Source organism: Microcoleus sp. N9_B4 (genome assembly GCF_036701635.1).
In the GTDB taxonomy this organism is placed as follows: domain Bacteria; phylum Cyanobacteriota; class Cyanobacteriia; order Cyanobacteriales; family Microcoleaceae; genus Microcoleus.
The window spans coordinates 1-24,737 of sequence record NZ_JAUBRC010000002.1 but is presented as its reverse complement, the minus strand read 5'-3'; the positions used below and the strand labels follow the sequence as shown (position 1 = coordinate 24,737).

General features: G+C 45.0%; 20 protein-coding genes and 1 riboswitch. Of the genes, 13 read left to right on the top strand and 7 right to left on the bottom strand.

Annotated features, from left to right (window positions below):
- Positions 1-12: 12 nt before the first annotated feature.
- The 3 genes from QUA43_RS01410 to QUA43_RS01400 all read left to right on the top strand — a co-directional run bounded on the left by QUA43_RS01410 (position 13) and on the right by QUA43_RS01400 (position 2,704).
- Entirely contained in the window at positions 13-906 is an 894-nt protein-coding gene (locus QUA43_RS01410) for a DUF2382 domain-containing protein (RefSeq protein ID WP_333370383.1), read from the top strand.
- A 241-nt stretch (positions 907-1,147) separates the two neighbouring features.
- Positions 1,148-1,633, top strand: a complete 486-nt coding sequence (locus QUA43_RS01405; protein ID WP_333246317.1) for a glutathione peroxidase — start codon at positions 1,148-1,150, stop codon at positions 1,631-1,633.
- A gap of 609 nt (positions 1,634-2,242) precedes the next feature.
- Positions 2,243-2,704, top strand: coding sequence for a VOC family protein (locus QUA43_RS01400; RefSeq protein ID WP_333370381.1), 462 nt, complete (start codon positions 2,243-2,245; stop codon positions 2,702-2,704).
- Positions 2,705-2,797: 93 nt separating this feature from the next.
- Here QUA43_RS01400 and QUA43_RS01395 read toward each other — a convergent pair whose 3' ends face one another.
- Positions 2,798-5,383, bottom strand: a complete 2,586-nt coding sequence (locus QUA43_RS01395; RefSeq protein ID WP_333370379.1) for a PAS domain S-box protein — start codon at positions 5,381-5,383, stop codon at positions 2,798-2,800.
- Between the two features lie 102 nt (positions 5,384-5,485).
- Between QUA43_RS01395 and QUA43_RS01390 the strand changes: the two genes are divergently transcribed.
- Positions 5,486-5,743, top strand: a complete 258-nt coding sequence (locus QUA43_RS01390; RefSeq protein ID WP_333370377.1) for a hypothetical protein — start codon at positions 5,486-5,488, stop codon at positions 5,741-5,743.
- Positions 5,744-6,343: 600 nt separating this feature from the next.
- Here QUA43_RS01390 and QUA43_RS01385 read toward each other — a convergent pair.
- Together QUA43_RS01385 and QUA43_RS01380 are read right to left on the bottom strand one after the other, a co-directional pair.
- Positions 6,344-8,482, bottom strand: coding sequence for an ATP-binding protein (locus QUA43_RS01385; RefSeq protein ID WP_333370375.1), 2,139 nt, complete (start codon positions 8,480-8,482; stop codon positions 6,344-6,346).
- Between the two features lie 147 nt (positions 8,483-8,629).
- Positions 8,630-8,974: a slr1659 superfamily regulator gene (locus QUA43_RS01380; RefSeq protein ID WP_333370373.1), complete on the bottom strand. Its 345-nt coding sequence runs from the start codon at positions 8,972-8,974 to the stop codon at positions 8,630-8,632.
- 442 nt (positions 8,975-9,416) lie between these two features.
- On the opposite strand from QUA43_RS01380, the gene cynS reads away from it, so the two are divergent.
- The 3 genes from cynS (at position 9,417) to QUA43_RS01365 (ending at position 12,128) form a co-directional block, all read left to right on the top strand.
- A complete protein-coding gene (cynS, locus tag QUA43_RS01375; protein WP_333370371.1) occupies positions 9,417-9,860 on the top strand; it encodes a cyanase in 444 nt (147 codons plus the stop codon).
- Positions 9,861-10,087: 227 nt separating this feature from the next.
- A complete protein-coding gene (gene clpX / locus QUA43_RS01370) occupies positions 10,088-11,470 on the top strand; it encodes an ATP-dependent protease ATP-binding subunit ClpX (protein WP_333370370.1) in 1,383 nt (460 codons plus the stop codon).
- Positions 11,471-11,525: 55 nt separating this feature from the next.
- Positions 11,526-12,128, top strand: a complete 603-nt coding sequence (locus QUA43_RS01365; RefSeq protein WP_333370368.1) for a type IV pilin-like G/H family protein — start codon at positions 11,526-11,528, stop codon at positions 12,126-12,128.
- Here QUA43_RS01365 and QUA43_RS01360 read toward each other — a convergent pair.
- Together QUA43_RS01360 and QUA43_RS01355 are read right to left on the bottom strand one after the other, a co-directional pair.
- Positions 12,120-13,394 carry a serine/threonine-protein kinase gene (locus QUA43_RS01360; RefSeq protein ID WP_333370367.1) on the bottom strand — a complete coding sequence of 425 codons (1,275 nt, stop codon included), beginning with the start codon at positions 13,392-13,394 and terminating at the stop codon, positions 12,120-12,122. The genes QUA43_RS01365 and QUA43_RS01360 overlap by 9 nt on opposite strands.
- Positions 13,395-13,599: 205 nt before the next feature.
- Positions 13,600-15,642, bottom strand: coding sequence for a protein kinase domain-containing protein (locus QUA43_RS01355; RefSeq protein WP_333370365.1), 2,043 nt, complete (start codon positions 15,640-15,642; stop codon positions 13,600-13,602).
- Between the two features lie 265 nt (positions 15,643-15,907).
- Positions 15,908-16,054, top strand: a riboswitch (cobalamin riboswitch).
- A 22-nt stretch (positions 16,055-16,076) separates the two neighbouring features.
- Between QUA43_RS01355 and QUA43_RS01350 the strand changes: the two genes are divergently transcribed.
- The 5 genes from QUA43_RS01350 (at position 16,077) to QUA43_RS01330 (ending at position 21,308) form a co-directional block, all read left to right on the top strand.
- Complete coding sequence (locus QUA43_RS01350) at positions 16,077-16,487, top strand: DUF1636 domain-containing protein (protein ID WP_333370363.1); 411 nt, start codon at positions 16,077-16,079, stop codon at positions 16,485-16,487.
- A 376-nt stretch (positions 16,488-16,863) separates the two neighbouring features.
- On the top strand, positions 16,864-17,898 hold the full coding sequence (cobW, locus tag QUA43_RS01345) for a cobalamin biosynthesis protein CobW (protein ID WP_333370361.1): 1,035 nt from the start codon (positions 16,864-16,866) through the stop codon (positions 17,896-17,898).
- A 182-nt stretch (positions 17,899-18,080) separates the two neighbouring features.
- The gene (locus QUA43_RS01340; RefSeq protein ID WP_333370359.1) at positions 18,081-19,052 is read left to right on the top strand and encodes a GTP-binding protein; all 972 of its coding nucleotides are present in this window, start codon (positions 18,081-18,083) and stop codon (positions 19,050-19,052) included.
- 365 nt (positions 19,053-19,417) lie between these two features.
- Positions 19,418-20,506, top strand: a complete 1,089-nt coding sequence (locus QUA43_RS01335) for a WD40 repeat domain-containing protein (protein ID WP_333370357.1) — start codon at positions 19,418-19,420, stop codon at positions 20,504-20,506.
- A 121-nt stretch (positions 20,507-20,627) separates the two neighbouring features.
- On the top strand, positions 20,628-21,308 hold the full coding sequence (locus QUA43_RS01330; RefSeq protein ID WP_333204863.1) for a CADD family putative folate metabolism protein: 681 nt from the start codon (positions 20,628-20,630) through the stop codon (positions 21,306-21,308).
- 353 nt (positions 21,309-21,661) lie between these two features.
- Here the strand turns inward: QUA43_RS01330 and QUA43_RS01325 are convergent, their stop codons facing one another.
- Entirely contained in the window at positions 21,662-22,498 is an 837-nt protein-coding gene (locus tag QUA43_RS01325; protein WP_333370355.1) for a metal ABC transporter permease, read from the bottom strand.
- A 160-nt stretch (positions 22,499-22,658) separates the two neighbouring features.
- Positions 22,659-23,378: a metal ABC transporter ATP-binding protein gene (locus QUA43_RS01320; protein WP_333370353.1), complete on the bottom strand. Its 720-nt coding sequence runs from the start codon at positions 23,376-23,378 to the stop codon at positions 22,659-22,661.
- A 66-nt stretch (positions 23,379-23,444) separates the two neighbouring features.
- Here QUA43_RS01320 and QUA43_RS01315 point away from each other — a divergent pair, with 66 nt between their 5' ends.
- On the top strand, positions 23,445-24,545 hold the full coding sequence (locus QUA43_RS01315; protein WP_333370351.1) for a metal ABC transporter solute-binding protein, Zn/Mn family: 1,101 nt from the start codon (positions 23,445-23,447) through the stop codon (positions 24,543-24,545).
- The last annotated feature ends 192 nt before the right edge of the window (positions 24,546-24,737 follow it).

Here is a 24,737-nt window from a genome sequence, read left to right as displayed (position 1 = left end):
AAAGTTTAAAAAATGAACGGTCAAGCATCAGCAGAAAAGATAGCAACTGCCAAATCAATAACCCGTCTCAACCGGGTACCCGAAAAAGTCAGAACTAAGCTAAAAAGTTTTACCGTCAAAGACAACCAAGGTCACTTGGTCGGCAAAGTTAAAGATGTCTATTTTGATGCTAACGGTCAGTTAAACTTTGTGGTGACCGGGCTAGACAGCGAAAATCCCCGCACTTTTTTATTAAGTATTAAGCTGCTAAAAAAAGTAGATTATCACCAAAAAGCGCTGTTTGTAACTATTAATTCGGATGGAGTCGATCTGCTGCCGGTAGTTTCGGCAAATGCGGGGAGTCAGTATTTAGAAAATGCTTCAGAAGCGAATAGTGAATTCAGCAACAGTGAGTTAACCAATCCCTCAACAGCTATGTCAAATCTAACAGATGCCGAGCTCACAGATCCAAATTTGGAGACAGATGAGGATGAGGAAAACTTCGATATTGTCGATCAAGAAGTAATTCGCCTGCTAGAAGAACGATTGGTGATCAATCGCAGCAAGCGCAAAGTCGGCGAAGTTATAGTGCGTAAAGAAATTGAAACTCGGATGGTACAAGTGCCCATCCAGTGGGAAAAGCTGATTGTCGAACAAGTCGGCGACGATCCGAAGGTGTTAGCCGAAATAGATTTAGGCGAGGGAAGCATCACCGGTATAGATTTTACGGAGATTAAGACTGATCGCCAAGAACCGACAGTTAAGGCTGAATTTACCTCTGTGCAGAAAGCTAGCAAAATATTAAATTCGATCGCCTCTCAACCCCGTCACGGTTGCGTCAAAGTCCGCCTAGAACTCGTTCTCGAAGACAAGCAACTTGAGGATACTTACCAAAAATGGATGACGGAACACCACTCAGAGAGTTAAATCTAACAGCGGATTGTGGCGAGTCGTGCTGGGGAGAAAGTTCACCGCCATCTACTAAGATCATGTTCGGTCAATTAACCGTAATTTTGGTAGGGGCGGGTTCACCCATATCTATAATATAAGTTTGAGATGCGTAAACCCGCCGCGACCGGGATATTGAAATTTTGAGCGATCGACCTCTAGACAAAATTGTACCGACTTGCGGTAAAATCGTGGTGGTCAAATTTAAAAGTATTTGAAAATGCCCAGCACAATCTCCGACATTAAAGTAAAAACGATCGCAGGCGAAGACAAGCAGCTAGGAGAGTACGCTGGCCAGGTACTCTTGATAGTTAATGTAGCTTCCAAATGTGGCTATACACCTCAATACAAAGGACTCGAAGAATTAAGCCAGAAGTACAGCGCGGCTGGACTCCGTGTTTTAGGATTTCCCTGCAACGACTTCGGAGGTCAAGAACCCGGAAGTAACCCAGAAATCGTCAATTTCTGTACTACAAAATACGGCGTCACCTTTGAATTATTTGACAAAGTACGCGCTAAAGGCACTCAGCAGCACCCGCTGTACGCTAAGCTTACGAGTGCAGTCGATCCCAAGGGTGAGGTTTCCTGGAATTTTGAGAAATTCTTAGTTAGCAAACAGGGTGAAGTGGTTGCCAGATTCCGCAGCAGTGTTGGCCCCGATTCGCCCGAACTAATCGCTGCTATCGATCGAGAATTGGCGAAATAAGAAGTTCGACAACTAAGCAGTGTACAGGGTTTAACGGATTTAACGGATGGATGTTTAGGGAAGAGGGAAAAAATTAATAGGCTTTTTTTCCAATAAGTTAAAAGCTATTTTTTTTCTGTTCTTCCTCATTGTTTGCAAGCAGTAAACCATGAACAAATACCGATGATTGTATGTAATTGGAGAACAGTTTAATTTAATGGAAAATACATCGGGATTAGATTTAGTGGTAGGTTTACTTGCCTTCGCAATTCTGGCAGGTGGTCTGGCCATGCTATTTGTAGGTATGGCATCGTTTCCTAAAGAAAAATAACAATACTAAGCTAATCCGCATTTAAATTGCATAGTCAAATAAATTTTTGCTCTTGTGGGGTGGGCATCCTGCCCGCCCTCAACATACAAATTAAATGCACAACAGCTTAGGACTTACGCACAATTGTTGAGAAACCGGGTTTTTTTACGAAAAGACCCGTTGTAGACCGCAGCCAAGGTAAAAAAACCGGTTTCTGGGCCCCCATGAAGTCCTCACTACCAACTTAAAACGTTTATTTTCCAGGGCACGATTAGAATAAATCTAAAAACATTCAATTTTAACATTCGCAATTGACAATCATGCAAACTACCGAAAACAACGTCAAAATTGCCCTCGCGCCGGGGAATTTGCGCCGCGTTCATCATATCGCTTTAAACGTGCGCGACATGACAGCTTCCCGCCACTTCTACGGTACAATTCTCGGCCTGCACGAACTAACAGGTGCAGAAATTCCCGCAACTTTAACAGAAATGGTAGCCGCTGGTAAAGTCGCTAATTTCGTTACCCCAGACGGTACTGTTATTGACTTATTTTGGCAGCCCGACTTGGAACCGCCAAACCCAGACCCGGAGAAAGCTTTTACCCGGGCCAACCACTTAGCCTTCGATATTGATCCGGATTTGTTCGATCGCGCTCTGGAAGTGCTAAAGTCAAATCAAATTGCGATCGATAGCGGCCCCGTCACTCGCCCTACAGGACGCGGCATTTACTTTTACGATCCTGATGGATTTATCATCGAAATCCGTTGTGATGCAGTTTAAACAGTCGCTATCGGGTTCTCTGTAGTCCGTCTGCACCCTACATTTACTCTTTGGATTGCGGTAATCCGTAAACCTCCTACTTTTAGAGTTGTTTTATTTTCCGTCTTGGCTAATAGGTTGCTTCGGCCAAGTAAACCGAAAAGTTGCTCCCTCACCTTCGGCAGATTCGATGGAAATACTGCCCCCTTGACCTTCGACAATTTTTTTCACCAGCGACAAACCAATCCCAGTATTTTCAACTTTATCGCGAGCTTCCAAGGTCTGAAAAATTACAAAAACTTTATCGTGATATTGAGGAGCAATCCCCGGCCCGTCATCCTCTACAGAAAACTCGTAAAAATCATCTAACTCTTTAACCGAGATTTTTACGTGACCGGATTCAGCTCGGTTGTGCTTAATTGCGTTGCTAATTAAATTAGAAAAAACCTGCTGCAACAGCAATCTTTCTGTCACAAAATTTGGCATTCCCGGTTCAACTTTCACCTCAAATCCCGATGGTGGCGCCAACGAATCAATAATTTCTGCTAATAACTTCTCAACTTTTACCATTTCAGAAGGCACTTGAATCCTTCCGACGCGGGAATATTGTAGCAGTCCCTCAATCAAACCTTCCATCCTGTGAACTCTGCCACGCAGCAGGTTCATTTGGTGCAGAGTATCCTCTGTCATCGACTCGCTGAGGTCTTCTTCTATCCAACTGCTGAGATTGGCGATCGCCCTGAGCGGCGCTTTCAAATCGTGAGAAACTACATAAGCAAACTGGTCTAATTCTTGATTCCGCTTTCTTAAAACATTCGTCGTTTGAGCCAGATTTTGGGCTGTTAACCTCAATTCTTGAGCGCGCAACCGCAGTGATTCCTCCGCTTGTTTGCGATCCCTAATATCTTCAACCACACTCATCAGAAATTGAGTGCCATTTTCTTCTCGCAGCAGCGAAACCGTCAAGTTTGCCCACACCAACTCTTCGTCTTTGCGGATGTAGCGCTTTTCCAGAGAGAAATTTTCAATTTCTCCTGCTAACAATTGGCGCACAAGTTCCAGTTCGCTTGCCAAATCTCCTGCCCAAGTAATCTCCTGAAATCTTTTCTCCAGCAATTCTTGGCGGCTGTAGCCTAAAATTTCGCAAAGTTTTTGATTGACTAACAGAAATTTACCTTCTACACTCGCTTGAACCATGCCGACTGCCGCCTGCTCAAAAGTAGCACGAAACCGCTGGGCGCTTTGGGCTAAAGCAATTTCTGAGCGTTTGCGATCGCTAATATCGTTGCTGATTTCCAAAATAGCAACCGGTTGATCTTGATCGTCGTACTGCAAAGTCCATCGGCTTGCCACCGTTATTTTTGTCCCGTCTTTCTTAGTTCGCACCAGTTCTCCTTGCCAAGAACCCTTCTCTAAAAATACTTTTTGAATTACCTCAAAAGGTTGGGCCCATTCTGTTTGTAAAAGCTGGTGAATATTTTTTCCTATTGCTTGTGATTTCCGCCACCCGTAGAGCCACTTCGCCCCCAAATTCCAATAGGAAATTGCCCCATTCAAGTCTAGTACCGCGATCGTATCGTTTGCCAAATCCAGAATTTGTGCTTGCTTTCGCAGAGTTTCCTCGGCTTGTTTTCGTCCTCTGGCATCGCGGCAAATCGCAATAAACAAGTGTTGATTTGCCAGACGCATTTCGCTGATAGCTAACTCCATCGGAAACTTAGTTCCGTCGTGGTGAAGTCCAACTGTTTCTTGCTGGTAAGTCTTCAGCGTAGTATCGGGATGTAACACAAAATATTCGATCGAATAATCCCCCACGCTGTTGTAAGGCTGCGGTTGAGCTATCAGTCGCCGCAGGTTAGAGCCAATTATTCGATCGGCTTTCTCGCCAAAAATTTTTTCTGCTGCCCTATTAAAAGACTCAATATTTCCCCGTGCGTCCAAAGTAATAATCCCGTCAGCCGCATTGTCTACCACAGCTTGAATGCGACTTGTACTTTCTTCCAAGCCAGCTTCCCGCTTCCTCAATTCCTTCTCTAAACTATCAAATAAATACCAGGAAGCCCCGGCGCCCAAACAGCCGAAAAGCAAACCAGCAACTTGCACAAAATTAGTGAAATCTATCAAATCCCGTCTTTGCTGATCTAGAGCTTTCTGGTAGGCTTCGCCGGCATTAGCAAACACATTAATTTTTGCGCGCAGGTTATCCCTCCTCAATTTGCCTTGAGTGAACACCTCAATTATTTCCGGCGACTGCACGCTTGTTGCCGAACTGTCGAGCTTATTCAAAGTGTTTTGCAAGAAATTTATATGCTGTTCGGTACTTTTTTTTATATCTTCAAATCGCTGAGCTTGCACTTTGTTTTCTTGAACCATAACTTTGAGTTCAGCCAGCAGCGGAGGCAAACTCTTCTTCGCTTCTAAGTAGGGTGAGAGAAAGGCGCGGCGCTTCGTCAACCCGTAACCTCGAATGCCCGTTTCCGCATCCACCACGAGGGTTAACAAGCCGTTAGTTTCTTGAAGTATTGCCCTATTAGTATCTGCTCGCTCTCTTATCTGTATGGTAATCTGCCGAAGGGCTGCAATTGCTAGCAGCGAAGCAAACAAAAAAATAATGGGGATAGCAACGATGATTGTTCCCCGCTGGCGAATTGGTCGGTCTGTCCATACAAAGTGGAGGCAGCGATCGAGCAAATACTTCACGGATATTGCAGGAGAAAGTTTGCTGCCAGTATATCGCTTTTTGGCAGTTTAGGCTATGGATAAGTTTGTTTTGTGTGGTTTGACGATCGCCGGGGACTAACCGTGGAAACTAGATTAGACCCCCGCGATAGCTACCTGCTGACACTAACAGCAGATTTTTTGGCACGGTGTTTAAACGGAGGCAGGGAGAAAGAAAGGACTTTTTTCGACACCGAGACAGCAGGCGAAGCAGAAAGGATCGTTTCTGCTTTACCTTCGTTTTCGCCTTCGGATTCTGCTTTTAAACTAGAGTCTGTTTCGCCAGTGTTTGGAACACTTGTAACTACAGTAGTCCACCTGCCTGTAGCCGGATCGCGATAACAAGTAAAAGGGTTTATTTTTAGCGGTTGACTGCAAGGTTTAATCATGTAGATGCACTCCTTTGATTCTGAGAAATTGTGCATTGCTTTCAGCAGCAGTGCTATCTCGCCCGTAGAAGCAGTATGAAGCCAAAAAGCAGAATTATGTTTCTGCGTCCAGAGACTTTTGAAACTTCCTGATTTCCTGTTAAATTTTGCCTTCTACTGCTTCGCGACCATAGCATTACTTTTACCAAATTGCCTTTCTGGAAGCAACCCCCCACCGCCTTAATTAGGTTGAGGTGGGACTTGTGAATGCAGCGAGGCGCCCGATCGTGCCTGCAGGACAATCTTGGAATAATATAGGTATTCTAGGCTGAAAAAAAATGCTACTGTGTGATCGACAACAGAGGTCGATCGCGATCGGTGTCACAATTAAAAAGGGAATTGGTAATTGGTAATGGGTAATTGGTAATGGGAAAATTAGTAATGGGGAAATTATTCCATCTTTTGCCATCCGTTAAATCCGTTAAATCCGTTAAATCCGGTACACAATTCCTGGTCAAACCCCCACCCGTTAAATCCCTTAAATCCCCTACATTGTTAATTTCCGAACTTGCTTTTAACTAATATCAACCTTTGCCTTTAAATGAACAGTAAAAGTAGAGCCGACCTCCAACTCACTCTCAACAGTTATATCGCCGCCCATCATCTGGCAAAACAAGCGGCTAATGGCCAATCCTAAACCGGTGCCGCCGTACTTGCGAGTAGTCGAAGCGTCCCCTTGAATAAAAGGTTGAAACAAATTCTGTTGCTGTTCAGCCGACATTCCAATCCCCGTATCAGATACCTGCAAATAAACCCAATCGCTGTCGCCTGCTGGTTCGCGAGTCGCGCTCAACAGCACCGTTCCACCTTCGGTAAACTTCAAGGCATTTGAGAGCAAATTGAACAGAATTTGCCGGACTTTAGTCAAATCTGCATACATCACTCCCAAATTTTCAGAGCAAGAAACTTGCAATTGATTGTGATTTTTATCGACCAAAGGGTGCAAAGTTGCAACGACTTCTTCTATTAAATTACTGAGATCAAATTTTTCTAAATAAAGCTCCATCCGACCGGCTTCTATCTTAGAAAGGTCTAGAATATCGTTAATTAAAGTCAGCAAGTGTTTGCCGGCGTTATAAATTTTTTGGGTGTCGGGAATGATTTCTTCTAGTCCCGATTCCCGTGCTTCTTCTTGTAGCATTTCGCTGTAACCGATAATCGCGTTGAGCGGCGTCCGCAGCTCGTGGCTCATATTGGCTAAAAAAGTGCTTTTAGCTCTCGAAGCTGCTTCAGCTTTGTGTAAGGCTTCTTGCAAGGCTATTTCGGCTCTTTTTCGCTCGGCAATTTCGATGCGGAGCAGTTTATTGGCGGTGGTGAGTTGAGTGGTACGCTGATCGACGGTCATTTCTAGCTGCGCTTTGGCTTTGGAAAGGGCTTCCTGAGCTCGCTGGCGCTCAAATCCTTCGATCGCCAGCGCTACCAAATTTGCCAAAGAATCAGCGAAGGTGCGCTCCTCCAGAGCCCACTGGCGGGGGGCGCCGATATGTTCGAGAGAGAGGATGCCCACGATCTGGCCACCGAGCCTAATTGCTACATTTAATATGGATGAATTCGGCTTGCTGGCATTTGGCAGCACAGCGGAATGTTCGGCTAGGGAAGATGAGTGGGACAAATTTGTTTGTAGAGAGTTTTGAGTCTTTGTCGTAGGTTCTAAACCATTGTCCGATCGCAAATTTTCGCCCGGTGCGTCGCCTTCAACATCTAAAATTGATAAATTTAAATCGCTTGCCGATATGGACTCCCGGCTCAAATGATGCTCCTGGGTGCGATCGTACAAGTCGAGACAAACTAATTTGAGGCTGGGGATTTTAAACTTAGAATGATTGCCCCCCTCGTTTTGCTCTGGGGGGGTGGCGTCTGTATGGAGTGGCTCTGTTTGGTTGTGAGCGATCACTCTCTCCGTAAAATTTAGCTGCTGATCGCTGGGGTAGCGAGTTCCAAATCTTCCATGGTTGTAAAGCCAGACGCTGACTTTTTCCACATCCAAAGTGCGGGCGGCAGCCTCAGTAATTTCGCGAATTCCCACATTCAGCGCACCGCTGTTGAGAGTCCTCTGCCTACCTAGCTGCAACAAAGCCAAACTCTGGCGGCGGAGACGCTTTTCGCTCTCTTGGAGGGTTTGTTCTGCTTCCTTGCGCTGGGTGAGGTCGTACAAGGCGCACAATGCCGTCTGCTGCCCGTTAAACACCAGCGACTGAACCGATATCATCGCCCAGAAAGCGGTGCCGTCTGATTTTTTACAGTGGAGTTCGTAGTTTTGCAGGTATCCCTCTTTAGCAAGTGCCTCCAGTACCTTTGGGCGATCGGCGGGGTTGAAGTAAAAGTCTGGAGTGCTGCAGCCGATCAATTTTTCTAGGGGTATGTTCAGGAGAGAAGCCAATTGAGCGTTCGCATACAGAATTAAGCCGTCACAGAGGCGAGAAACCAATACTGGCACGGGAGTTGCTGAGGCGATCGCCCGAAACTGCTCTTCACTTGAACGCAGTGCCAACTGAGCTTTGCTCAGCAAGTGAGCTTCCATCGTATCTGAATGTTCGGTGGTAGTCTCCAGCAAAATTTCTAGGTCAACCTTTTCGCGCTTCAAGTTTTCAAGTTCCGCACTCAGCCGCTGAACGTCGAAAAGTAGCTGTTCTGTGGATGGTTCTTCCTGCATAGCAATTGAAAATTGGTAATTTTTAGTCGGTTCTGAAGTTTTTTAGGGTTTTGTGCTAGTTTAACTATGACTTATTCCGATTAACTTCAGCCACCCTCATCCTGGTTCCCCGACTTAGCCGGGGATTCATCTTTACCTTTTTCGTTATTATTCCAATTCTAAGTGCAAGGAAGGCATCAGCCGCTGCAAGTTTTTCAGGGATTTTATCTGCCAGGGGATCTGTTTAGAACCTTTGATGGCGATTTGAATATTTTTTTGCTGGCGCACTTTGATCACAAATTTTGAGACAATATTAATTCCAGAACTATTTAAAAATTCTAGCTTTCGCAAGTCTAGAGTAACGGTGTTTGGGCAGGAGTCAGCCACTTCGTTGAGCAGATCGACGATCGGTGCGTATTCTTCCGCCTGGCTGAGTCGGAACGAGCCGCTACAGGTGACTGTTTGCGTAGCGCGATCGTACTGGATCGTGTAATCTTTGGTCTGAATCTCCATACTTTTGTCAGTTGCCGGTTTTGAGTGGTAAAGGGTCTTTGGCTGCGTGAGCGAGGATTGAGCTTCAGGCTAGCACGATCAAAATTCAGCCGTTTGCCGAAGGCCCGATGCCTTTGGGTGTGTAACTTTTATTACATATACTGCAACTGTACCATTGCCCCAGGGCAGTTATGAGTTATTTTAGGATTTGTCAGTTGTGATACCAGTTGGAAAAAAGAATGCAACTGTTGACTAGCTCTCAACCCTGATAGTCATCAGTCATTGCCAATCTAGCATCTCAAATCTCAAATCTCAAATTGTATGAGTTGTGGGTTGACGAGAGCAGCTTTTGCTGAAGTTCCGAGCTATCAATTCGATTTTTTTCTCAACTTGGTATTGACAAAATCCCCAAAATGTGAGAGATATTTCACATCGGACACTGGAGTGAAGGGGAGAATATTTAATGGCAATTTCAGGAATTACAGAAAAGCTTTTGGCTGCTAAAAAAGCTAAGGGAATTAGTTTTGCAGATTTGGAAAAAGTTTTGGGGCGCGACGAAGTTTGGATTGCGGCGGTTCTTTATCGTCAAGCTACCGCATCAGCAGATGAAGCCGAGAAAATTATCTCGGCTTTGGGACTAGATAGCGAGATGGCTGCGGTTCTCTGTGAACCTCCCTTAAAAGGTTCTTTGGAATCCTCGGTTCCGGTTGACCCGCTGATTTATCGTTTCTATGAAATTATGCAGGTTTACGGGATGCCACTCAAAGCAGTGATTCACGAAAAATTTGGTGACGGGATTATGAGCGCGATCGACTTTACTATGGATGTCGAGAAAGAAGCAGACCCAAAAGGCGATCGAGTGAAAATAATTATGTCGGGAAAATTTTTGGAATACAAAAAATGGTAAGCCCGTGCGGCTTTATTTTCAAGTGAAAATGAAAAATTCAAATTTGCTCGAATGACTCATGACTAATGACTAAAGCCTCAAAAGTGTTAACTTAGAAATAGAGATCGCGAAGCTTGACTGGCTTGGGTGTCCGATCGGGAAACCCTTCTAGGGCAAAGCTAAGGTCGCTCCCGCGGCAACTTCCCCAGTCGAAACAAGCAACCGCAACCGTAAATTAAGAGGCAAATATGTCAAAATATGACTCCCATCTCAGATGCTCCTTTTGCGGCAAGTCGCAGGAGTACGTCCGCAAGTTAATAGCTGGGCCCGGCGTCTACATTTGCGATGAATGCGTGGAACTGTGCAATGAAATTTTAGAGGAGGAGTTCTTTGACTCCAGTAAAACAATTGGTCAACAGATTCCCCAATCAGAGGTGCGAGAGTCTCAGGGACAAGGAACGCGGCGCCCGGGTCGATCGAACAAATCGAAAATCGTTTTAGCTCAAATTCCGAAACCGACAGAAATTAAACAGCATTTAGACAACCACGTCATCGGTCAGCATTCAGCAAAAAAAGTCCTTTCTGTAGCAGTTTATAACCACTACAAGCGCTTGAGCGTTGACCAAGCTAAAGATAGCGACAAATCTTCCCCTGACAGCGATGTAGAATTGCAAAAATCCAACATCCTGCTAGTCGGCCCCACAGGTTGTGGCAAAACTTTGTTAGCGCAAAGTTTGGCGCAAATGCTCGAAGTTCCGTTTGCGGTAGCCGATGCGACGACACTGACAGAAGCTGGATATGTCGGCGACGATGTAGAAAATATCTTGCTGCGACTGTTGCAAATGTCCGATTTTGATGTTGAAGCGGCGCAACGTGGCATTATTTATATTGATGAAATTGACAAGATTGCTCGCAAAAGCGAAAACACTTCGATTACCAGGGATGTATCGGGAGAAGGAGTGCAGCAAGCCCTGCTAAAAATGTTGGAAGGAACAGTGGTTAATGTTCCCCCGCAAGGCGGCCGCAAACATCCTTACCAAGATTTTATTCAAGTTGACACTAGCAAAATTCTATTTATTTGTGGCGGTGCTTTTGTCGGTTTGGAAAAAATAGTTGAACAGCGTTTGGGTAAAAAATCTTTAGGCTTTATTCAGCCAACGGAAAGCGAAAGCAACTCGACTTTGCCGGCGAAAGACAAGCGGGCGGCTGATATTTTGCAGCAGGTACAGCCGGACGATTTAGTCAAGTTTGGTTTAATTCCTGAGTTTGTCGGGCGGATTCCGGTGGTGACGGTGATTTCGCCGCTGGATGAAGCAGCTTTGATGCAGATATTGACTGAGCCCCGGAATGCGCTGGTGAAGCAGTATCAAAAGCTGTTAAAGATGGACAGCGTGGAGTTGGAATTTCAGCCGGAAGCGCTACGGGCGATCGCCCAGGAGGCCTATCGTCGCAAAACTGGCGCGAGAGCTCTTCGCAGCATTTTAGAGGAGTTAATGCTCGATGTGATGTACGAGTTGCCTTCTCGCAAGGATGTGGCTAACTGTATGATTACTCCTGAAATGGTCGAGAAGCGATCGACTGCGGAATTGCTGTGGCATCCCGCTTGGCACAAACAGCACGAAACTGCATAATTTGTAATCTGTAGGGTGCTTGTGGCGCACCCTACAAGCTTGGCAAATTTACTTTATGACAGTTAAAAAAATGTCAGTCAATGTAGCTAAAGCCCGTAAAAAATCGAGATTGCCAGTATCCAGTTTGCTGCCGAGGATTGCAATTTACAGCGCGCTTGTGGCTGGCCTCATGGCGTCATGTTACGATTTCAAACTCAATACGATCGTCCCGCCCTTGTCCCGGCCAAGGGGTAAGACATTTTTAGAAGCCCAAGCATATATTTCAGCCATCAATAAAGCGCAGCAAGCTTACTATGCAGAATACGGCCAATTTAGCGATTCAATTGCAAAATTGGGTCTTGGACTTAAAGAACAGACCAAGAACTATAATTACAGGATCGTCTCATCAATAGGCCCGGTTCAAACTAGGCACAATCACCGCGAACCAGCACAATTTGAAAGCGCGATCGCGAGCGTCAAACCTACTGATAGGAACCCCGGGAAATCCTACACGGGCGCAGTATTTGCTTACAAAGAAAAGGGTAGCAATGTAATAAAAACTATTAGTGCTTTATGCGAGAGCGATCGGGAGAACGCAAGTTATGCAGAAACTTGGAGTCCGCCAACTTTTGACGGCAAAAAAATTCACTGCCAGCCCGGAACAACTATCTTAAGGTAAGACCTTGAAACTATTTTGCGTCACTTTTTGACCGTCTAAGTAAAATTGAAACTGCCAATTGCCAGGTTTGTCATCTTGTTTAAAATTGTACCAGCACCAAGTATTTAATCGATCGCCCGTCGTTTTTAAATAAGATTGACTCTGGGCTGCGAATAGTCCTTGAGGGTTGACAACCTTACAATAACTTCTATATTTTCCTTCTGGCAAGTTAGCAGCACTTACAGCAAAATAGACTTTTTTGTTTTGCTTCAAGGACCAAACATCCCTAAGTTTCGTTGATTCTAATTCGTCAGTTAACATTACTTGAGTCTTAGGGTTCAAATTTGCTGAGTTGATTACTCGTTTGAGATCTACTGCTGTTTGAGGTTCGGGAGATTTCCCAAAAAGCGGAATAAAAATAGCAGAAATTGCTGTTAATACTCCGACTGATATCAATACCGGTTTTAAGTTGTTACGCTGCTGAACTACTTCGAGGGGAATTAAAGCATTTAAGGCGGCCTCTGCTGAAAGATAGCGGTGTTTGAAATTAGGTTCCACCATCTTTTGCAGCCAATCAAGAAACTCTGGAGTTAGCTGTGGCAACCGATGTTTAAAATTAATCCGCCCGGTATCGTCCATCAAACTTCCAACTTCGGTAGAATTGATGCCGATTAGCAAGCAAATTAGCGTCGCGCCGAGACTGTATAAATCCGATGCAACAGTTAGCTGCCGATTGAACATTTGTTCTGGCGGCATAAAGCCCAAAGTGCCTTTAACAACGCTGCTGGCGGCCACTTCTCCCCCGCCGATTCTAGCAAATCCGAAATCGACAAGGCTGACATTCATCCGGTCATTTACTAAGATATTTTCGGGTTTTAAATCTCTGTGGATGACTGGCGGAACCCGATTTTGCAGGTATTTGAGTATTTCTAAAACAGAGATAGCAATTTGCTTGATTTGTTCGGGCTTCCAGCGGTGAGAATTTGCCAAGGAAGGGGCATTTTTGTATTCTTGCACCATGCAGAAACCCGATGCAGTGGGGAAGGAATCTAAATAGCGGGGAATGCTAGGATAGTCGAGTTCTCGCAAAATCTGAATTTCTTGTTCGCACGCTTGATATTGAGCCCAATTAGCGCCTGTTTGGGCAAATTGAAATTGTTTGACGGCGACGGAACGTTTGGTATTAATTTCGGTAGCGAGATAAGTAACTCTACCGCCAGCGCGATTGTGTCCGAGTTCGCGGGTTATTTGATAGCCGTAGTTGGAAAAGTCAGGAAAAGCATTCATAGGTAAATAGTTGATAGTTGATAGTTGATAGTTAGTAGTTGAGAGTTGTGATAGTTAATAGCCAGGTTTTTAAAAGTTGGATTTAAAGCGAACTCTCGAAACAATCCGCCAACAACAGGCAGGAATGCAGACTCTTAATGTTTGGTAAGGTTTTTAGTGAGGACTTCAGTCATTGAGGTTGAAAGTCCTTGGTGCGAACAAGTTTTTACGGTTTAATTAAATTTGGTCTGGATTTGTGATAGTTGGCAAGCATTCTTTTTGGTTTAAAAACGATCGAGTCAATTAACGGAATTCCAGTCACGGCTAGAGATGTCATTATCGTTCCTCCTACAACTAATATTTCTCTGGGTTCAACCCATGCTAATTGAGATTTTAAGTTTAAGAAGTTTAGAAATGCTAATGACAAACTCATACAAAATCCGGCAGTAAGAAAAGCTCTTTGGGTAGCATCTACTTCAAGAATTTGTCTGGCTATCTGCTCGTCAATCAGCTTGTTAAAGACCGAATAGACTATCTTGTAAATCAGGGATGCCAGCGCTATAATCAAGACGATTCTAACGGTAGAAACATACAATGAAAATGATAAAAGCAGCATAATAACTGCTACTATCGTAACATTTTCGCTCGTAACATTCGTAATCCTTCCTCCTAGTATTAAGGCTCCAAGTAAAGTTGCTGGGATCGAAACCAGCACTGACCCAGCATACACAAAACTTATTAATTGATAATCGATCGTACCCTTCGCGATATCAAAAAGAATACTGGTTAATATGCTGCTAATAAAACCAGAAAAAATCAATCCTGTTAACCCTCCACATAAAGCTAGAAACCAATTAAGATCATATTTGTTTGATTGGGCTGTAATGGAGATTTCGGCGACTAAAAATCCCAAAAAGCCACTCGTAAAACAGATGGGAAGCATGATAGTAGTAGTCCCAGAATACAAAAAGATGTCAACCACCGGATAGACGAAACTATAATCAATCCAGTCAAATATCACAAATGTTAACAGCAAACAGCACATAAAAGTTGCTAAGATCAAACAGCATCTGAAAGTCAGCCTTAATACCGACAAAAAATTAGTTTTTTGCGGTACGGGCAGCGGGGCTGTTGTAGCTTGCAATTCTATTGTATGAGTTTCGGGTTCAGAATTAGCGCGCAAGATGATTTGGCGGTTGTAAGTTTGACTTTCCAGCAATTTGCTCGTATCGACTGCGATTGTACACTCGATATTATTGCTTTCAAATGCCTGCGGTTCAAAGGAGATCCAAGAGTGGTCGTAGGGCGTGTGGGGCGGATCGTTCGGATGCGGCGCGACTTCCCACCTGCCACAAAGTATTGTATCGGGAATTGGGTTGCTAATTGCAATAGTTTGTGTTAAGATTTCTCCATATTCAGTAGCTGTGAATTGAAGGCGATCGCGCTCAATTCTCACTTTCGGCAAGCTGCTGACATCCAAAGATTCTAGCGCAGTTAAAGCATCCGCAGCCGATGGATATCTGTCTTGCAATCTTGGCGCTACCATCCTCTCCAACCAATTCATCCAACCCTGCTGCAATGGCGGTACTAAATGCCGGAAATGAATGCCATAATTGGCATCAACTAAATTACCAACATCCGCAGATTTCGTACCAGTTAACAAGCAAATCAGGGTTATCCCCAAGCCGTAAAGATCCGACGCTTTGGTTAATTCTCGGTTGAACATTTGTTCCGGCGGCATGAATCCCATCGTGCCTTTGACGACGCTGCTAGCGGCGATATTTCCACCTCCTAGCCGAGCAAAACCGAAGTCTACTAAGTAAACATTGAGTTCGTCATCTATTAACAAGTTTTCGGGCTTAATGTCGCGGTGAATAATCGGCGGTTTCTGAGCTTGCAGGTCAACTAAAATCTCTAAACTTGCGATCGCAATTTGTTTGATATCCGGCGGCGAAAAAGTCCGGGCGACAGCAGATTCGGCATTTTTGTATTCCTGCACCATGCAGAAACCGCTGTCAGTTTGAAAAGCATCGAGATAGCGGGGAATGCCCGGAAAATCCAGTTTTTGCAAAACTTTAATTTCTTGTTCGTAAGTTTCGTATTCTGCCCAGCTAGCACCTAATTGAGCGAATTGAAATTGCTTAATTACAACTAATTTTTGAGTATTCGTATTTTTCGCTAAGTATGTAACTCGGCCGCCGAGACTGTTGTGTCCGAGTTCTTTTTCAATCTGATAGCCGTGAGTGGAAAAATCGGGGAAGGCGTTCATATAGTTTTTAGTAATGTTTGTATGGGAGGGCTTCTAGCCCGTCATTAACAGGCATATTGCCTGTTACACAAAGAGTTATTTTTTTTGGATGGGTTTCTATCTTGTCAGCAACAGGTCAGATGCCTGTTCCACAAAGAGTTATTTTTTTGGTGGGGTTATATCCCGTCAGCAACCGACATCTGGCCTGTTGCACAAAGAGTTATTTTTTTTTGATGGATCGACATTACTAACATAACTTTTTTGAAAAAAGGCGGCAAGTGCGGTATGATGTGATTTCGCGATCGGTTCTAGCGGGGAGCAGCCGTTAGAGGAAACGGGGAAAGTTCGGTGCAAGTCCGGCGCTGTCCCGCAACTGTAATGAAACCCTTGGGGTTTCTCAAGTCAGAATGCCCGCCGATATCTAACTCACTTTTGAACGCATCTGCGAGGTACGGATGATGGATGGAATTAACACGGCTGTACGCACAAAGCACAGTCTATTTGTTTGCACTGCTTGCGCTAGTGTTTGGAAAAACGGCAAGCGCGAAGGCAAAAGCGGTGGCCAACAATTTATGGAAGACTTGTCCCAACTCGCTAAAGATTGGGAGTTTTCTGATAAATTTGATATTCAAGAGGTTGAGTGCATGAGTGCTTGCAGTCACTCTTGTGCCGTGTCTTTTGCTGCTGTTGGAAAGTACACTTATCTGTTTGGTGATTTACCAGCAAATGAGTCGGAAAGCGTCGAGGCTGTACTCGAATGCGCGGGTCAATACTATGCTAAACCGGACGGTTTGTTGCCTTGGTCTGAGCGTCCTCCAGCTCTGAAAAAAGGCGTTTTAGCCAAGATTCCACCGCTGGGAAATTAAGCTATTTCCTTTCAGGCTTTGCCCATCGGTGACAACTTAACGTCAAACCGACCGTCTCTCTTGTTTTTATCGAAATCTAGATCCCCCCTAACCCCCCTTAATAAGGGGGGGACAAGAAATATTCTCAAAGTCAACCCCTACTCCCCTTCTTAAGGGGGATTTAGGGGGATCTAGACTTCGCCTAAAAGCGACTTTTATTGTAGGTTTCCGTCTTAAGTTGTCACCTACATTCTCGGCCTGGGAGTGCATAGCCAGAGGCTCGGCCTCGTGTTAAAAGCCCTCCTTATATTCCAGCGAGGCAGAGCCTCTAGATCTGTATTCCCAGGCAGAGCCTCGGAACAAGATATCCCATTACCAAATAAGCACAAAATTATCAATGCACAAAATTCCTGTTACTGTCATCACTGGTTTTCTCGGTAGCGGCAAAACTACCTTAATTCGCCACTTATTGCAAAATAATCAAGGTCGCCGCATTGCTGTTCTGGTGAACGAATTTGGCGAAATCGGAATTGACGGAGAACTGCTGCGCGATTGCCAAGTTTGCGACGAAGAAGAAAATGTTAGCAGCAATATTGTAGAACTAACAAATGGTTGTCTTTGCTGCACTGTTCAAGAGGAATTCTTGCCGACTATGCAGGAATTGTTGAAGCGCAGAGAGCAAATTGATTGTATCTTAATTGAGACTTCGGGCCTGGCACTTCCTAAACCTTTAATTCAAGCTTTTCGCTGGCCGGAAATTCGCACCGGTGCTACTGTAGACGGTGTTGTTGCTGTTGTTGATTGCGAAGCTATTGCTAGCGGTTCTTTTGTCGGTGATATCGATGCTTTGATGGCACAGCGGCAGGCTGATGATAGTTTAGATCACGAAACTCCGATCGAGGAATTGTTTGAAGACCAGTTAGCCTGTGCCGATATGGTACTTTTAACGAAGGTCGATCGCGTAGATGCGGAAACTCACAAGAAAGTCCAAAGCTGGTTGCAGCAAGAGTTGCGTCCGAGTGTGAAAATTGTGCCTTGCAAAGGTGGCGAAATTAACCCCGATGTGCTAATGGGATTTAATGCGGCGGTTGAGGATGATTTGGAGTCTCGTCCGAGTCACCACGACACTGAGGAGGAACACGAACACGATGATGATATCAACTCGACTTACTTTATTGCCGATCGCGAGTTTGAACCTGAAGCTTTGGTGAAAAAACTGGAATCCTTGATGCAGCAGGAGGAAATCTATCGGATTAAAGGGTTTGTGGCGGTTCCCAAGAAACCGATGAGGATGGTGTTGCAAGGTGTGGGCTCGCGGATAGAATATTTTTACGATCGTCCTTGGCAACCTTCCGAACTCCGCCAAACCAAATTAGTGCTGATTGGTCGAGAGCTAGAGCGCGATCGAATTGCAGCTATGATTAACAATTAATTGTGATCTGAGAGGGGCGGGTTTCTCGATATTTTGAATTGCAGCAAATATTATTGGTAAAACTCGCCCCTCCAAGCTCTCACGAACAATTAATTAACATTATTTAATATTGTGACCACTGCCAGCAAGTCTGGTGTAAAATAGCGATAATGGTTATCATTGTAAAATAATCGAGGTAAAGTATGGTGACTGCTGGGGCGATCGAATCAGTTCCTGTTACCGTTCTCACGGGTTATCTCGGCGCAGGCAAAACTACGCTACTGAACCGAATTTTAACACAGGAACACGGCAAAAAAGTTGCAGTCATCGTCAACGAATTCGGCGAAGTAGGCATCGACAACCAACTGATAATTGATGCCGACGAAGAAATTTTTGAGATGAACAACGGCTGCATTTGCTGTACGGTCCGAGGCGATTTAATTCGGATTATCGGCAATTTGATGAAGCGGCGAGACAAATTCGATCACATAGTCATCGAAACCACAGGTTTAGCCGACCCAGCACCCGTAATTCAAACATTTTTTGTAGATGAAGATATGCGGGAAACATTACTGCTAGATGCAGTTGTCACGGTAGTTGATGCCAAGCACATCTGGCAGCACTGGGATGCAGACGAAGCTCAAGAACAAATTGCCTTCGCTGATGTAGTTTTGCTCAACAAAACTGATTTGGTGACTGAGGAAGAATTGGCAGAATTAGAAAAGCGAATTCGCGCGATGAATGCAATGGCAAAAATTCACCGTACTTACAACGCTGAATTACAAATGGATGCTTTGTTGGGCGTCAAAGCATTTGATTTGAACCGGGCATTAGAAATAGAACCAGACTTTTTGGGCGAACACACTCACGAACACGACGAAACTGTTACCTCAGTAGCAATAGTCGAAGTCGGTGCTATTGATGGCAACAAATTTAGCGATTGGATTGAGGAATTGTTGCGAACTCAAGGCCCGAATATCTTTCGGACAAAAGGCATTCTGAATATGGCCGGAGAAAACAACAGATTTGTTTTTCAAGGAGTGCATATGCTGTTCGATGGCAGGCCGGATAGACCTTGGAAGGCTACAGAAACTCCGAAAAACGAGCTTGTATTCATCGGTCGCGACTTAAACGAAAATCAATTGCGAGAGGATTTTCGTAGATGTCTGGTTTAACTGACATATTGAAGCATTTTTAATCAGCCTTTTATGAACAGGCAAGATGCCTGTTCCACAAGATGAAAATTCATCTCTTGTGGAATGGAACAGCCAAGATGCCTGTTCCACAAGAATAAAATTCATCTTTTGTGGCACGGGCATCTTGCCCGTGGAACGGAACAGGCCAGATGCCTGTTCCACAAGAATAAAATTCATTTCTTGTGGAACGGAACAGGCCAGATGCCTGTTCCACAAGAATAAAATTCATCTTTTGTGGAACGGAACAGGCAAGATGCCTGTTCCACCAGAATAAAATTCATCTCTTGTGACACGGGCATCTTGCCCGTTCTTAAGAAGAGTGCAACATCTCAGATTCAATAAATATGGGTAACAAAAAGACAAATAAAAGTGAACTAACCATGCAATTTCACGCTAAAGAAATGCTGTCTGACTACGTAACTGCTGTTACTTGGTCGCCGGACGGCAAAACTTTAGCAGTCTGTTCCGCTGCGGGCGAAGTGATGCTGGCGGCAGTAGGGGCAGTTAATGAATTGTCCTTGCAAACGCTACAAACTGCTACGGATAAATCAGCCGATTGCTTGTCTTTTTCCCGCGACAGTCAATTCCTAGCTGCTGGCGGACAAGATGGAAAAGTGCGAATTTGGCGCGTTAATTCTGGGGAATTAATTGCTGATTTGGACAACCAGCGTGTCTGGGTTGATAAGTTAGGTTGGAGTCCCAACTGCAACCAGTTAGCTTTCAGTATGGGCCGCTACGTTCAAGTATGGAATGTTGAGGATAATGTTGTTGAAGTAACGCTGAATTTCGAGTCATCATCTATCCTCGATTTAGCATGGCATCCGATGGTTCAATATCTGGCAGTTAGCGGCTATCAAGGTGTCAAAGTTTGGCATGGTGAAGACTGGGACGAAGACCCGGAAATTTTATCAGTACCCTCTGCAACCGGTGCAATTGCTTGGTCGCCACAAGGGGAATATTTAGCTTGTGGCAATATGGACAATACTCTCATTGTTAATGAATGGGGCAATTTTGAACCGTGGGTAATGCAGGGTTTTCCGGGGAAAGTTCGGGAGTTAGCTTGGTCGGGTAAAACTAATGCTTTGGGGGCGCCTTTGTTAGCTGCTTCGAGTTCTCAAGGCATTTCTGTCTGGGAAAGAGATGCTGATGAAAGAGTCGGTTGGGATTCTTGGGCGTTAGAGGTGCATGAAAATGTGGTAAATGCGATCGCCTTTCAACCTAGCACATTTTTATTAGCTTCCGCCGCCGCAGACGGTCAAGTTTGTTTGTGGTATGAAGCAGAACAATTGCTGCAAATTCTCAAAGGTGCAGATGGCGGTTTTTCCTGTCTCGCATGGCATCCCGAAGGCCAGTTTCTCGCCGCTGGCGGCTGTGGAGGTGAATTGCTGGTTTGGTCACAATCTATGGGCAGCAAAGGGTTCGGAGGGCCCTAAGTTCGCATAACGGGCGCACCAGTTGGATCAAAACATAAAAATTGAAAACTTGGTCTTGACAAAATGCGAGATTACAATACCATTTTAGTGGCTGAACTATCCTCCAAGGCGATCGACAATTATGACCCAACAGCAATTTCTCGAACAACTCAACACGATTCTCGACCAAAACCACCTGCTGAAACACCCGTTCTACCAAATGTGGAACGAAGGTAAACTCGACCTGGCAATGCTGCAAGAGTACGCCAAAGAATACTATCTGCAAGTCCACAACTTCCCCACCTACGTCAGCGCTACGCACGCCGCCTGTGACGACATCAAAATTCGTCAAATGCTCCTCGAAAACCTGATAGAAGAAGAGAGAGGCGCTGCTAATCACCCTGAACTGTGGCTGCGCTTTGCTGAAGGTTTGGGTTTAGACAGAAATGCAGTTATCGATCACGAACACTTAGAAAAAACCAGCGAATCCGTTCGCATTCTCAAAGACTTAGCGCGCAGCGAATCGCCCGTCACAGGTTTAGCAGCCCTTTACGCTTACGAAGCGCAAATCCCCGAAGTTTCTACCACCAAAATCGCTGGTTTGAAGGAATTTTACGGCATCGATTCCGAAGCTGCTTTGTCTTTCTTTAAAGTCCACGAAAAAGCCGACGAGTTCCACTCGGAAGCCACCCGCGAAGCGCTGTTAGAACTTTGCCAAACTGAAGAAGCAAAACAGGAAGCGCTGTTAGCCACCGAGAAAGCAACTTTTGCTATCAACTTACTGCTGGACGGCGTTTACGAAGCTTATTGTCAAGCTAAGTAAGTAAGCTAGGACTTAAGCAGAACCTCTATATATAGCCCTTGTAGGGATACCGTATTGCCCATTGGTGTCCACTTAAGGTCAAACGTAGTCACAGACTGCTGTTTGACGATTAAGCCCAGATCCCCCCTAGCCCCCCTTCAAAAGGGGGGGACAAGAACAACTCAAAGTCCCCCTTCTTAAGGGGGATTTAGGGGGATCTAGACTGGGGTGAAAGCGAGATATCTCATGGCTTTCAGGCTTAAGTTGACAGCAATGGGCACGGTGCAGTATCCCTACGGGAAACTTTTTGCGTAAGCAAGCGTAAAAAATCCACAACAAATCCACAACAAATAGAGTGTGTGCATCCAAGAGTGTTATCCTCTCTTTCTTGTCAAAATCCCTTGACTGGGACTGAACAGCAAAGCAACTAAAAATAACCCAAAAATAACTAATACAATTGCCGCCCCAGACGGCATATTAAAATAATAGCTGAGATACATACCAGTCACGCTAGCTGTAATCCCAATAATTGCTCCTAATCCCATCATTAAATGTAGCTCTTTTACCAACAAATACGCTGTTATTCCCGGCCCGATTAATAGCGAGATTACTAACAGCGCCCCCACAGTTTGCAAACTCGCAACAATCGTCAGCGTAATCGCCGAAATCATCCCTAAATAAATCCAGTTTACAGGTAAACCGGACGCTTGCGCTCCTTGCGGGTCAAAAGTATAAAATAGCAGTTCTTTGTAAAGGAGTTTAACCGCCACCAAAATTATCAAAGTTATCACAAAAGTCTGCTGCACGTCAGCAGGTGCAACTGACAAGATATTCCCGAACAAAAACCCGTCTAAGTCTAATTTGGTCGTCCGCAACAGGCTAATTAGCGTGACGCTAATTGCTAAAAAGGTAGACAAGATTAATGCCATAACTGCATCAATTTTAAGGCGCGATTGCGACTGAATCCACGCCATTATTACCGCGCTGATAATTCCCGATATAAACGCGCCGATGGAAATATTGAAACCTAAAGAAAAAGCTACGGGCAATCCTGCTAATACTGAATGGGCTATCATGTCAACCATCATTCCCATTTGCTGTACAATTAAGTAGGAGCCAACAACGGCGCAGAGAATTCCTAGCAAAATGCCGACGGCGATCGCATTTCGCATGAACTCGAATTGTAGTGGCTCAATTAGTAGGTTTAACATTGAATTAGGTCAATAATAGGATTTTTTCAACTACAATCAACTGCACAGGCGGGACGCCCGTGCCACAATTAACTGCACAGGCGGGACGCCCGTCCCACAATTAACTGCACAGGCGGGACGCCCGTCCCACTATCAATTTTAAAGATAAATCTTTTTTGGGTTAGGCTGACACTAAACTTAAATCGTATCCATAGGCTTTTTGAATATTGGCTGCGGTGAGCACTTCCCGGCAGGTACCAGTGGCAATTAACTGCTTATTTAGCAATAATAAATTGTCGTACTGTTTTAAAGTTTCGCCTAAATCGTGGCTGATTACTAGCAATGTTTTATTTTCTGCTTTTAGTTCGGCAAAAATATCGAAAATAATTTCTTCGGTTGCTTTGTCGATCGCATTAAAAGGTTCGTCGAAGAAGAATAAATCGGCTTGTTGGGCGATCGACCTTGCTAAGAAAATCCGCTGCTGCTGTCCGCCAGACAGTTCGCCAATTTGCCGATCGCGCAAATCCCACATTCCCACCCGCAGCAAAGCAGCCTTCACCAATTCTTGGGACTGCTTCGAGGGACTGCGAAACCAACCAGTCTGGACAGTTCGTGCCATCATTACCGCATTCCACACCGTAATCGGATAATCCCAATCAATTTGCGATCGCTGCGGCACATAAGCCACCCGCGATAACTGTTGCTTCAACAACCGCCCCTGATATTTCACCAAACCCCGACAGGCCGGGATCAATCCCAGCATCGCTTTCACCATCGTGCTTTTGCCCGCGCCGTTGGGGCCGAACACACCGGTTAATTGTCCGGGATCTAACTGGAAATTCACGCTGTTGAGGGCCGAGATTCCTCGATAATTAACAGCTAAGTCTTGCACTTCTAACATAATTCAAACTTTTGAGAACGATTCTTGTTCGTAGCTACTACAATAGGATAACTCGAAAAAGCAATAATGATTATCGTTCCAAAGGTGAAAATGTTAAAGAACTGGGCTGGAAAAACCCGCAGATTTTGCGGTGTGGCTGTTTTGGCAATGGGCTGCGGGCTGGTTGGGTGCAGTGGAGGACAGAACGTAAGCAATGGAGTGCCAGAGAGTCCCGCCGCAACTCAAACTCCAGCTAGTCCCGCCACCAACTTGCCCAAAGTCGTGGCCACGACTGGCGTTATCTGCGACATAACTAAAGAAATCGCTCAAAGTTCGATCGACACCACCTGTCTAATCAAGCCGGGAGACGACCCCCACGCCTATCAAACTAAGCCGGAAGACCGCAAAGCGATTGAAACAGCAAATCTGATTTTATACGGTGGCTACAACCACGAACCCAGCATCATTAAGTTAATTCAATCCAGCAGTAATTCCGCGCCCAAAATCGCCGTCCACGAACTCGCCGTTCCCAAACCGTTGATGGGCGAACACGATCACGAGCACGGCGAAGAGAAAGGGGAAAACGAATCCCATGCAGAAGGCGAAAAAGTCCCTGACCCTCACGTTTGGCATAACCCTCAAAATGGCATCCGTATGGTAGAAACAATTCGCGATGAATTGATCAAAGTTTCCCCCAACAATGCTCAAATTTATACAAAAAATGCAGCCAGCTTAACAGATGAGTTGCAAAAAGTAGATACTTGGATCAAAGCTCAAATTGCGACTATTCCAGCCCAAAAACGCAAGTTAGTAACAACTCACGATGCTCTGAGTTACTATGCCGATGCTTACGGTTTGGAGATGGCTGGAGCTTTGCAGGGTGTGACGACTGAGGAACAGCCCACCGCAGCAAGAATTGCCGAATTGTCCTCAGAAATTAAGACCGCAGGAGTGCCGACAATTTTTGCCGAAACTACAACTAATCCGAAGTTGATGGAGACTGTGGCGAGGGAGGCAAATGTCAAAATTTGGGACAAAGAACTTTACAGCGACGAGTTGGGCGGCCCCGGCACCGGTGCTGATACATATCAGGGAATGCTGAAAACTAATACTTGCGCGATTACTTCTGGCCTCGGTGGTAATTGTACTTCCTTTGCAGGAGAAACTGCACCAACTCCCAAACCATAGACTGTCTAAAGTTCGCCTACTAGCAACCACTTTACATTTGTTGGGTAAGCAGCAAAATGCAGCGCTCGCAATCGCAGGGGTTTTCGATTGCCAACGCTGCGTTGGCTGAGATGACTTTAACTACCAGCCGGGAAGTCCCTCGGTATATTTAGAGGGGATTAATCTGAGCGCTGCGCGAAGTACCCCGAATAA